We start from the raw sequence: 12,552 nt of genomic DNA, 5'->3' as shown, positions 1-12,552 counted from the left end.
CTGAATGAATACAACAGTGAGCGGCCCCATGAATCCCTGAATAACCTGACACCGGAAGAATACCGGCTGATGGCTGAAAACCCAGAAATCTCAAAAAGTATGTGGTACTAAAATGGGTGTGCTTACACTTCCACTTCTATTACCCATGGTTTTATTCTGGTTTTTGTCGACGCATATAAACTTTGCTATTATCAAACAGATAACAGTAAACACAGGCTTGCCTCAGCCTCAAACAATATAAAGAACTTCCTGATGAATAACGCGGTAAAGACAGCCACCCGGCTGGTAGACAGAATTAAGGCCATCCCCAGCATTGCACATTTGCTGCGCGCTACCGATCGCTTTAACGATCGTCTGGGAAGTCAGTTTGGCGCTGCGATTACCTATTTCTCTTTTCTGTCGCTGATCCCTATTCTGATGGTCTCTTTTGCCGCTGCCGGTTTTGTGTTAGCTTCCAACCCCGAGCTGCTGGCAGAGCTGATTCATAAAATTGTCACCAGCGTTTCTGATCCTAATCTGGCTACTACGCTGGAAAATACGGTCAATACCGCCATTCGCCAGCGTACTACCGTGGGTTTAACCGGTCTGCTGGTGGCGCTCTATTCGGGTATCAGTTGGATGGGCAACTTACGTGAAGCCATTCGGGCGCAAAGCCGGGATGTCTGGGAGCGGAATCCGGCGGAAGAAGATAAATTTTACTTTCGCTATATTAAAGACTTTATCTCCCTGACCGGGTTAGTGGTTGCACTCATTGTCACTATTTCTCTTACATCGGTTGCCGGTTCTGCCCAGCAGGTTATCGTCAATGCCTTGGGGCTGGGAGACATCGTCTGGCTCAGACCAGCATTAACGCTCATTGCTCTGACGGTTTCTATTACTGCTAACTACTTTATGTTTCTGTGGATATTCTGGATGCTGCCAAAACAACGCCCTGACCTTAAAGCGCTGCTAAAAGGTACGTTGCTGGCGGCCATCGGCTTTGAAATCATCAAATTCATTATGACGATTACCTTACCGCAGTTGGCGAAATCCCCCTCTGGTGCGGCATTTGGTTCTATTATTGGCTTACTGGCATTTTTCTACTTCTTTGCCCGTTTAACCCTGTTCTGCGCCGCCTGGATTGCCACCGCGCAGGAAAACCAAAAGAAGCCTGAGACCAGTAACGCTCAAACACCATCGGCATAACGGATCGCTGTGCGTATATCCTTGTGTCAACAACCGGGACAGGCACCCGTTTTTTACTAAAAAAGCGTCACTCCACAATAATTGAAACAATGTTTTATTTTTTCTTGACTATCCCCGGTTAAGTTATAAAACTAATCCCAATGATCAATATAATTAAGACTGGGATGCCACACCATGACCACCAAAAAGATTGCCGTTATCGGCGAATGCATGATCGAACTCTCTGAAAAAGAAAACAATGTCAGCCGTGGATTTGGCGGAGATACCTTGAATACCTCTGTCTATATCGCCCGCCAGGTACCGGACGATAAGCTGGCAGTGCACTATATTACCGCACTGGGAACCGATATTTTCAGCGCTCAAATGCTGACCACCTGGCAAAAAGAGAAGGTTAAAACCGATTTAATCCAGCAGTTGGATGACAAAATGCCAGGCCTCTATTACATCGAAACCGATGATACCGGCGAGCGTAAGTTCTATTACTGGCGTAACGATGCCGCGGCGCGTTACTGGCTGACCCGCGATAAGTCTGATGAAATTTGCCAAAAGCTGGCGCATTTTGACTATATCTATTTAAGCGGTATTAGCGTTGCGATCCTCAATCCGGAAAGCCGTCAGAAACTCATCAAACTGCTGAAAGCCTGCCGTAGTAACGGGGGTAAAGTTATTTTCGATAACAACTATCGCCCGCGCCTGTGGCAAAGCCGTGAAGAAACACAGCAGGTCTATCATGATGTACTTTGCTGCACCGATATTGCCTTTCTGACTCTGGATGATGAAGATGCGCTGTGGGGCGAAGAGCCTTACGAAAACGTCATCACCCGTACTCAGGCACTGGGTGTTAGCGAAATCATCATTAAGCGCGGTGCCGACTCCTGTATCGCTGCTACCGGTAGCGATCGCGTAGAGATTCCCGCTGTTAAACTGGCTAAAGAGAAAGTGGTTGATACAACTGCTGCCGGTGACTCTTTCAGTGCCGGCTATCTTGCAGTTCGCTTACAGGGTGGAAATGTGGCTGATGCCATTAAACGTGGCCACCTGACTGCCAGTACGGTTATTCAGTATCGTGGGGCGATTATTCCTCTGGATGCGATGCCAGCAGTCTGAGAAAAGGCGCAATAAAAAAGCCCCGGCGCTGAATTTCAGCCCGGGGCTTTTTTGTTCTCTATAGAGATAAGATCACTTTGCTTCTTCCGCCTTTGGCGTCATGATGGAATCCAGTAAATCCGCTAATACTTTAACATTCTCTTCTGGCTCACCGGCTGGCTGAGTCAGCACAATGGTTGGTTTAATAGTGAGTATTTGATGAATGCGGGCGTTAATATCCGTTGTGGTCAGCCCGTTAAGAAACTTCTGATTCAGCTGCTGATAAGATTCTGGATCCACCGCAATAGAACCGCTTTTTTGGATCAACAAACGTTGGTTCATAATCTCAGTGGTATCGGTTTTGGCGTAGGTAGCAATCGCCTTATTCAACTGCTCTTTTTGCGTTGCAACTAAAGCTTTCAACTCAGCGTCGGTAATACCTTCTTTATCCAGTTTTACCAGCTCGGTTCCCAGTTGTTTAATACTACTTTTCAGCGCAGATAGCTGCACATCCAGCGTCATATTGCATTTATAGCGCTGAAACTGCACCTGACACTCAATATTAAGCGGTTCGCCTTTCAGTACGGTACGCCCGAGTTTCTGATTCAGACGATTTTCAATCATGTCATTGGCGATCATGCCTAACCACTGGCGCTCCAGTGATTCGGTCGTTACCACCGGATGCCATGGATCGTCCCATACCAGTTTAATCCGATCTTTTGTCACCCCCTGAGATGAAAAACTCACCGGGGTTGGTGGTAATGCACTGAGTGCTGCGATAGTTGCCGGAGTTTCTCGCTTACCACTTAAGCCACCAAAGGCCTTATTAATCTGATCGTTTAACACCCGGCGATCGACATTACCAACCACATACAGCGTCATCGCATCCGGGGTATACCATTTACTGTAGAACTCACCCAACTGCTCTGCGGTCGCATCAGCAGCAATAGTTTGCCCTGGCTCGTGGCCCACTAACGGCGAATTTTTAATGCGATAGCGCCACCAGGCATCATTCAACCCGGACGGTAACATCACCAAGGGTGAAGTAAACTCACTGCGAATGGCCTGAATTTGTTCATTGGTCGCCGTTGGGCGATTTACCGCGTCAGATAACCAACTGAATGCCTCTTTTAATATCTCTGGTCGGTTATTTGGCAAACTCAGGTTGTAACGCGTGTAATCATAGGAGACTTCCACCAGATATTTTGGTTCGGCATCGGGAAGTATTTGGGGAAGCAGAGCCTGCATTCCAGCACTGCTAAAATGTTCGGTATAAGACGTTGCCAGACGTGGCAACAGATAGGAGAAACCCACCTGAGGAATACTCTCCTGCAGAGAACCAGCATTGATTTCTAAACGGACTTCAATCTTATCGCTGGGCCGATGTGGAGTAGCAAGTACTTGCCATTTAAATCCATTTTCTAACTTTCCTTCCTGCCATGCTGGATCGGCTTTTAATGGCTCTGCCTGAGCAGTTACCGCCATCATCAACGCCAATCCACCTAAAGCGGACCACAAATACTTACTATGCATACTGAAACCTCATTTACTGCTTATATCAACCTGACAACATCATGTGGTTGTCTGACAGCTGATATTTGCATCCTTGTCGTTTTTGTTATTGAAAGAAGCAGGCTGTCGAGATATCACTTAATGCTACTATCATTTAAATAATAAAACTGATGGCTAACTTGCAAATAGAGACATTATGCAGAGAATACCGCCAGCAGCAAGCCGTCGGAAAGAAATGAAGCAACACTTGATTATAAAACAAACAATTTCATTGCATATGAAATTATATCTGAGAAACGTTTTATTTCCACATCGGTAAAAGTTTAATTGCGTCTTATCCTATCCATGTCAATTTTGATGACTAAATTCGATGGCAATTACATTTTCTCCCTCCCGTAAATAAAAAAATCCCCACCTTAACCTTAAGGCGAGGATTCTTCTAAACGAAGTTAATAATCAGACAGCCGAGGTAGTTTTCGAGCCCTGATTGTTTAATTCCGCGTGTAATTTTTCTTCGTCTATCTGACGACACCACTTAGCAACAACCACGGTTGCAACACCGTTACCGATCAGGTTAGTTAACGCACGGGCTTCTGACATAAAGCGGTCGATACCCAGAATTAACGCCAGCCCGGCCAGTGGCAAATGGCCCACCGCAGAGATGGTTGCAGCCAGTACGATAAAGCCGCTGCCTGTTACCCCTGCCGCCCCTTTCGATGACAGCAATAACACCACTAACAGCGTGATTTGGTTAAGCACAGACATTTCTGTATTGGTGGCCTGAGCGATAAAGATTGCCGCCATGGTCAGATAGATGGATGTTCCGTCGAGGTTGAACGAATATCCCGTTGGAATAACCAACCCTACTACCGATTTCTGACAACCTAAACGCTCCATTTTATCCAGCATTCTTGGCAATACTGACTCAGAAGAGGAAGTACCCAGAACGATCAGCAGCTCTTCTTTGATATAACGGATAAATTTGAAAATGCTGAAACCAAAGCCTTTGGCAATAGCACCAACGACAAGCACGATAAACAGCACACAGGTAATATAGAAGCACAGAATTAACTGCCCTAACTGCACCAGAGAACCTACGCCATATTTACCGATAGTAAAGGCCATTGCACCAAATGCCCCAATAGGTGCCAGGCGCATAATCATATTAATAATGCCGAAAATAACGCGGGAGAAGCTGTCAATTACGTTAAACACTAACTGACCCTTTTCTCCCAGACGATGCAGGGCAAAACCAAACAGCACAGCAAACAGCAATACCTGAAGAATATTACCACTGGCAAATGCGCCCACTACGCTGCCAGGAATGACATCTAACAGGAATGAAACAATACCTTGTGATTTAGCGGCGTCTGCATAAGCAGTAACGGCGCTGGCATCCAGCAGTGACGCATCAACGTTCATTCCTGCGCCTGGTTTGATCACGTTTACCACGACCAGACCAATCAACAGGGCTAATGTACTCACGATTTCAAAATAGAGTAACGCGATGCCGCCGGTACGACCTACGGCCTTCATGCTCTCCATCCCGGCAATACCTGTCACAACCGTACAGAAGATAATCGGTGCGATAATCATTTTGATCAGCTTAATAAAGCCATCACCTAACGGCTTCATTGACGCACCAATATCAGGATAAAAATGCCCCAACAGTACCCCAACCGTTATTGCAATTAACACCTGAATATAAAGTGATTTGAAAATATTCAATTTCATGATGCTTTCCTTATTTTTATTAGCAACACGGTGTAGAGCGCAGGAAAATAACATCCAATTAACACTATGGATATTAATTTATTGATTAAACAATGGGGAAAAATCAGAAACATGAACTGGATCGCATCACAACTGCTGGTTTTACGTACTTTATGGTCAAAATTTGGTTAATCGGTACTTTTTTATCTTTGTTAATTGGCGATCGGATATTTATTAACAATATTAACAATCTCGTGAATGCACCACTTCACGGCAATATCGATTTTCTTAATAATAGGAAGACAGGTACTTTTCCTTAAACATTTCATAAGGAAGCGCACGAGAGAAAAAATAACCCTGAGCAAAATGCATACCGTGTGCCAATAGCCAGTCAACCTGCTGCTGGGTCTCCACTCCTTCGATCACCACCTTTAGAGAAAGAACGTGGGCGATAGAATTAACGATCTGTACCAGCTCGTCATCATCCGGTAATCCATCCACAAAGCTCTTATCTATTTTTAGCTCATCAACGGGTAAGTGGCTGAGATAATTAAGATTGCAGTAACCGGTGCCAAAATCATCCAGTGCAATAGAAATGCCTAAATTACGCATTTTTATTAATGTTGGCAACACAGCCCTCAAATCATAAATATTTGCCGTTTCCGTCAATTCCAGAATTAACTTGTTGGGGCAGAAATCGTGGCGCTTGCACAATCGGCTTAACTGCCTGATTAAATCAGGCTGCTGTAACTGCAACGCCGATAGATTGACCGATAACGTCAAAGGGATCCCCTGTTGCTTCCAGTGAGCAAGGGTAGAGCAGGCCTCCTCCAGCACCCACGCCCCTAATTCAAGGATCAACCCGGTCTCTTCGGCTAATGGAATGAAATCCCCCGGATAGCGAATATCATTGTCAGCGTAGTGCCAACGGATCAACGCTTCAGCGCCATAAGGTTGACCAGTGGCCATATCCACCTGAGGCTGGAGATAAATACGAAACTGGTTCTCTTTCATGCCGCGAACCACTTCGCTCTCCATAATCAATCGCTGCTGAATGTTATTGGTCATATCCGGCTCAAAGAATAAAACCTGATTTTTCCCCCGCTGCTGCGCTAATAGCATTGCTGCCTGAGCGTGGGCAATTAACTCATCAGGTTCTTCACCATCGTTGGGATATTGAGCAATACCGATACTGACCGTCGGCTGATATTGATACTCATCAATGCTGAGAGGTAAGGTAATATTTCTCACCAGACGTTTGGCCAGTTGCATCGCGTGTAGCGGACTTTCCAGCGATTTGCTAAGTACAATAAATTCTTCCCCATGGAGTCTTGCCAGCAGAGTATGTTCACCCAGCACTTCTCGCATGCGTCGAACCGCATCAATTAAACCACGATTCCCCTGCTCTTGCCCCAATGCCTGATAGATCTCTTTAAAAAAATCTAAATCAATGAACAGCAAACTAAACGGCTGTTTTTCATAGCTACTATTGACCAACTGCTGTTTTAACAGTTCCTGAAACAGCGTGTAATTGGGCAAGTCGGTGATGGAATCCCTGGTACTCATTCGGGTCAGTTGGTGATGCGCCTGTACCAACGCCTGTTGATTACGATTATAGCTACGAACCAGTACTCCCAGTTCATCATCCTGATGGTGCCGGGGAAGGGTTAGTTGATGATACTGAATACTCTCTACCGGTAGGGTGCGTAGATCGTCAGCAATCGCGCGCAGTGGATAAACCAGCAAACGATTAAGACACCAGCTAATAGCAATAGAGAGCATAAAAGCCAGCAGCAAATAGGCTACCAGCAGAGTAGAAAATCGCTTCAGGGTATATTGATAAAGCTTGTAGGAATCCGCTTCCAGTATCAGGTAACCCATTGGCTGAGGGTCGATGGCATTGTAATCCGGGGAGTAGAGAGGAATCAGCGAAACAATCGGCAGAGACAACAGCTTTTCTGCCAGCCGGGGAACTTTACCATTGGGCCCGCGCTGACTATGAACCGAAATCAGTTCAGCATTCACAATTAAATTGGCTTTGGTTAAAAAATCCAGCTCCATCAAATTATCCAACGCCCGTTGGATCTCGTGCATGTTTCTATCCCACAACGCCCTCTCCAGAGGCTGAGAAACAGAATAGCCAATATTATCGAGTTGAATGTGGTAAACCTCTTTGCGTTGCTGAATAAAATCAAACATTTGTATTACAATGAAAATACAAATTGTCGCCAGAGCAACTACCGTTACTAGCGACATCTGCTTGATTGTTAGCGAACGCTTTACCTGCAAATTTCTATCTCCAAATAGCCATGTGACTGAATAATATATTTACATGCCTGACAATAAGTAAAATATTATAACGTCCACTCCTCACATTATGGCAAAAGTATTCTCCAATGCTCGGGAATCGGGTCCTTTATCATTTAAAATCTGCATACGGTGTTAGCGGTTGAGGCGGTAAATCCATATTTCCCAACCAGAGTTCAAGGGCATAACGAACATAAATCAACGCATGGCTTGGGGTATAGTCCTTGGCTTGCTGAATATCGATACCGGCCCCCACACTCCAGTGGGAAGTTATTCGACGCTCCACTAATGCCCGCACGGTATAACCGGTGCCACTGCTACTGCTGCTGTCCGTTGTGGCATATTTATCGGGTAAACTATCCGGAATCAGCCCCTGTAATGGGTAGCGCTTACTGCTATCGGTTGAAGAATGAGAAAGGGATACTGAACCACCCAATTCCCATGACCAGTTTTCTGTGCGTTCACGATATAACAACGGTAAGGAGAAAGATAAATATTGTTGAGGGCTGTAATATCCTCCCTGCCCCAGGCTGTAGTCGCTTAAATCTTTCTGGTAGTGCCACCACATGGTATTTAAACCTACTCTAACCTGACGATCGTTTTCATTGATCACTTTATAGTAGTAACCAGCCATAGCCTGCATCCGTTGGTTATCTGCAACATTTTTACCAGTCAGTTGATGATAAGCAACATTGCCCCACACGCCGTGTGGTCCGCCACGGTCGTAACTTAAGTCCAGTTGAGCACCATTTTTACGTACACCACCCCATTTAGTTCCGGTATAAGGATCCACGGCGCCGCCAAAGGATAACAATGAACTGGACATTGGCCGACGGGAAGCGGTAACCGTCCATCCCAGATGATTCCAGTCATTGCTGTAGCCAACGCCGCCTACCCAGTCAACAACTTCAAATCCCATCGGCGTAGTACCGATATCAACCTGCCAGTTATCATCCTGCCAGCCAGTCGCAACGCTAACACCATTGCTCTTTTGACTACGATCGTTGCTACAACCCACTTCCCGGCAGGTGCCAAATGTTTCGTTATATACGCCACTGCTGTCGGTGCTAAAGCGTCCGGCATTCATCATTACCGAATCACCACGTAAAAACGCCGTTCCCCGCTGTAGAGGAAAGGCAATATGCAACATGGTGGTATGGGCGGTTAAATCGGAGATCCCTTTGGTACCGCTGGACCCCCAATAATCATGATCCAGCGTCACCGTGGTTGACTGCTGCTTATACAGCGATTCAGCATCTGATTTGATACCCCGTTTTAACCAGTCATCCTGTTGGCTATTACGCATGGCTTTAGTGAAAGCCTCATCATCCATCTCTGCTGAAGGGGTAATACCATAGGCTGCCATTGCATGGCGGTAATCATTTAATGCTTCATCAGGATGTCCGGTTCTTTCTTCAAACGCGGCAGCATCCCGTAACAGACGCGCATTATCCATTGATGGTTCAACAGAAGATTGCAGTGCGGTTGGTTTTAACTGGGCCAGTATAGCTCCGGCACGTTCATCATCCCCCACTAATGACCAGGCATTGGCTAAACGACGCCCGGTGCTAATATCACTGGCCTGAGGTTGAATAGATAACGCACTAAGGGAAGCTTTAGCGGCATTTAAGTCGCCTCCGGTAATTTGCGCTTCAATGACACCCAGCAGAGCATCCTGATTACCCGGTTCCCTTGCCAGAATTTTTTGATATTGCTCCTGAGCCTGTTGACCATCTTCCCGCTCTACCGCCCAGCCAGCCAGTGTAAGATCGATACGGGTGCTAGCTGGCTGCTGCTTTAGCCAAGCAATGGCTGCGGGTTCCCCTTCTGTTTCGCGAATTTGCTGTGCCTGTTGCAGGATTTGCGAAATTTTCAGGCGGGTATCAAGCTCACGGATGTTGTCGTCCCACTTCGCCTGATTCAATGTTTGTAACTGGGCTAATGCCTGTGTTTCACGACCACTGCCGGACAAATAGAGGGAATGAGCATATATCCAGTCAGCCTCCTGTTGATGAGGCTGCATAGCCCGACTGAACAACGTATCGGCTTGAGCATTTTTGCCCTGTGTCCGCATCACGCCGGCCAGACGATAAGTTAGCCAAACGTCATCAGGGGTAATTTTCTGTGCCTGAAGATATTTCGCCTCCGCTTCAGCGAGTTTACCGGCTGCGGCAAGATCTTCGGCCTGTTGCTTCAGGCTACCCGCAGTTAACTCATTAAGTGAGCTACGCATACGGTTTTTCATATAGCCCGGCAGACTCTGAATATAGCTCAGTGCTTTTTCCGGCGACTGCTTTTTATATAATGAAATCAGTGAACTAACGGCGCTACGGCTGTCCGGTTCCCGACGCAGTGCCTGTTTATAATAAGACTCTGCCACCGCCGCATTATTGCGGGCCATCTCAATATCCCCTAATCCAATCAGCCCTTGTGCATCGGTGCTATCAATGGCGCTGGCCTGACGATACAGGGTTTCTGCCTGATCTAACTGTTTATTTTTCAGAACATTATCTGCCCGATCGATGGCTAACCAGTAACGATTAGTTTTGATCAAACTATCCAGTTTGGCAGCGTAACTGCCTGCCGTATCGCTTGCTTTAGCTTTCTCAAACTGGGCCAAAGCCTGCTGGCGATTTCCGGCCCGGGCATAGGCTTGTCCTAACGCGGTGAGCAGTTCAGCATCATTTGGTGAAGCACTTAGCGCCTGTTTCAGTGCAGGAATAGCATTGCGACCACCGCCGCTGTCCACTTGTTCAAGACCGCGGGCTCGGGCGCGATAACGTGGGTCCTGTAACAATGTCTGCTGGCGAACCAGCTCTTGTTTAGCCTCAGCGGCCTCCGGCTGCCCTTCAAAGGTAGTAACAAAGTGCTGTAACTGAGCAACACTCCGATCGGAAACCGGCATACCTTTTAATTTGCTGTACCACAGTTCAGCGGCACTACCGATACCTCCGGGGCTGGCTGCCAGCTTTTCCAGAACCTGATAGGCCTGCTGATCTTTCCCTTCATCAAACAGAAGCGGTACAATGGACATACTTAATGCATCTGAAGCAGGAAAGCGCTTTTGCAGCGCCTGCATTTGCTGTAATGCATAGTCCCGCTGACCGGGAATTTTTAACACCACATTCCAGTATTCAAGAGCCAGATCCAGCGTGGGCGGTTTGCCCTCAAACAATTCATCATAAGCCGTTTTAGCCTGGGGTAGTTGACCGCCGGTTGCCAGCAACCTGGCCTGCTGTAGCTTGTTTTTTCCTTCCGGTTGCGCCAGCGCAATTTCCAGTTTAGTGCTTAAATAGGCATCCGAATCTGGCTGCAACTTTCTTAATTGTTCTAACTGGCGAGTCGCGGTAGCCATATCCCCCTGACGTAACGCATAGCGAATTTGGGCAGCTAATGTTTCAGGCGCATTGGGGCTAATCTTCTCCAGTCGGTAAAGCGATTCTTTAACCAAATCATCCCGATGGGTTGATTCGCCAATACGGATCTGTTCCTGTAGCCATGCTTCCGGAGAGATGCTATCCGCGGCTAATGCACCGGCAGGAGAAAAAGTAAAAGACAGCAGGGTAAAGGAGAGTACCGGCGCAAAATGATGTGCAGCAGCCACCCTGGGAAAAAGCCGATGATAAAGTTTCATACTGTAATTTGAAATCAATGGGTATTTTTGCATGTATCTTTCTCCCAAGAGACCTGCAACTCTCCCTGTTGATTAAAACTGTAATATTGCCGATCCCAACCGAGACCGAAAAGGGTTAACACACTATTGTAGTAAGCATCGCTGCCGGGAAGATTATTCACGACCCGTTCACGCTGGGCTGACTGAGCAGGAGATCCGGCCAAAAATGGCAAGAGTGCGGCAGAAAAACCAACCGGCCCGGTACCGGTGGCTTTCCCGGTTTGAGTATCTACCGTTTCTGGCGGCAGGCCTGCATCCTGCGTCAGTTTAGCCATTGGCTGGTAGTGGGCTATCAGTTCGGCTTTCCCCGGCGCATCTTCTGCCAACATTCCGAGCCATAAATAGACCCGAATGGCATCATAATCACCCGTAGGCCCGGTTTTATCGTCCGTTTGCCAGCCTTTCTCTTTTTGCCAGACCACCCAATCGGCAGCAACCCCGGCCGGTGCCGCTTCAAGCAACAGTTTACGATTGCTCTGTGCGACTTCACTCCAAACCTTTTCGGTTTGGCCGAAACGAGAGAGCAACTGTGGCGGCTGATAGCTGGGGTTCAACCGCCAGCTATCAGATTCGCTAAAACCAATTTTTCCGGGCATCAGCATGGTTCCTAATCCTGGAATCTTCACCACTTCTTCTCTGGCAATACGCTGTAATAACAAAGTACCCATGACCTGATAGCCACGGGAGCGCCAGAGCCGCCCCGCTTCCAGCAGGGTGTAGGCGATCCACAGATCGGAATCGGACGCAGAGTTTGTATCCAGAATTCCCCAACTATCATCCGTTTTTTTACCCCATAGCCAGCCGGGCAAACGGGCTGTCAGATCGCCAGCGGCCAGATTATTTTCCGTCCAGTTCAGCAGTTGATCGAATCGATTGCGATCGTTGGCCACTAATGCAAAAAATAGCCCGTAGCTCTGCCCTTCTGATGTGGTGATATTCTTGCCATCCGAGGGGTCGATAACCCGCCCCTCGCGGCTGATATATTGCTGAGAAAAGCGCTGCCACTCCGGCCAGTGACAGGTATCAGCCCAAGCCTGACCGGCAATAAGGCAGCAGCAGAACATCATCATCAAACG

At 47.3% G+C, this 12,552-nt stretch carries 7 protein-coding genes; 2 read left to right on the top strand and 5 right to left on the bottom strand.

Annotated elements, in window-relative coordinates; all coding sequences use genetic code 11:
• Positions 1-252: 252 nt before the first annotated feature.
• Both yhjD and kdgK read left to right on the top strand, forming a co-directional pair.
• Positions 253-1,185 carry an inner membrane protein YhjD gene (yhjD, locus tag LPW36_RS10600; protein WP_230609626.1) on the top strand — a complete coding sequence of 311 codons (933 nt, stop codon included), beginning with the start codon at positions 253-255 and terminating at the stop codon, positions 1,183-1,185.
• Between the two features lie 174 nt (positions 1,186-1,359).
• Positions 1,360-2,292: a 2-dehydro-3-deoxygluconokinase gene (kdgK, locus tag LPW36_RS10595; RefSeq protein WP_230609625.1), complete on the top strand. Its 933-nt coding sequence runs from the start codon at positions 1,360-1,362 to the stop codon at positions 2,290-2,292.
• A gap of 72 nt (positions 2,293-2,364) precedes the next feature.
• Here kdgK and LPW36_RS10590 read toward each other — a convergent pair whose 3' ends face one another.
• From LPW36_RS10590 to bcsZ, 5 genes are all read right to left on the bottom strand, one after another.
• Positions 2,365-3,804 (bottom strand): M16 family metallopeptidase, encoded by a 1,440-nt coding sequence (locus LPW36_RS10590; protein WP_230609624.1) that lies wholly within the window; start codon positions 3,802-3,804, stop codon positions 2,365-2,367.
• Positions 3,805-4,239: 435 nt separating this feature from the next.
• Positions 4,240-5,517: a dicarboxylate/amino acid:cation symporter gene (locus LPW36_RS10585; protein ID WP_230609623.1), complete on the bottom strand. Its 1,278-nt coding sequence runs from the start codon at positions 5,515-5,517 to the stop codon at positions 4,240-4,242.
• A gap of 267 nt (positions 5,518-5,784) precedes the next feature.
• Positions 5,785-7,785 carry a biofilm formation regulator HmsP gene (gene hmsP / locus LPW36_RS10580; RefSeq protein WP_268991639.1) on the bottom strand — a complete coding sequence of 667 codons (2,001 nt, stop codon included), beginning with the start codon at positions 7,783-7,785 and terminating at the stop codon, positions 5,785-5,787.
• A 130-nt stretch (positions 7,786-7,915) separates the two neighbouring features.
• Positions 7,916-11,407, bottom strand: a complete 3,492-nt coding sequence (bcsC, locus tag LPW36_RS10575) for a cellulose synthase complex outer membrane protein BcsC (RefSeq protein WP_230609621.1) — start codon at positions 11,405-11,407, stop codon at positions 7,916-7,918.
• Between the two features lie 44 nt (positions 11,408-11,451).
• Positions 11,452-12,549, bottom strand: coding sequence for a cellulose synthase complex periplasmic endoglucanase BcsZ (bcsZ, locus tag LPW36_RS10570; RefSeq protein WP_420844767.1), 1,098 nt, complete (start codon positions 12,547-12,549; stop codon positions 11,452-11,454).
• Between the last annotated feature and the right edge of the window lie 3 nt (positions 12,550-12,552).

The sequence above is a fragment of the Limnobaculum eriocheiris genome, from assembly GCF_021010575.1.
GTDB lineage: Bacteria > Pseudomonadota > Gammaproteobacteria > Enterobacterales > Enterobacteriaceae > Limnobaculum > Limnobaculum eriocheiris.
This window is presented reverse-complemented; position numbering and strand designations above follow the sequence as displayed.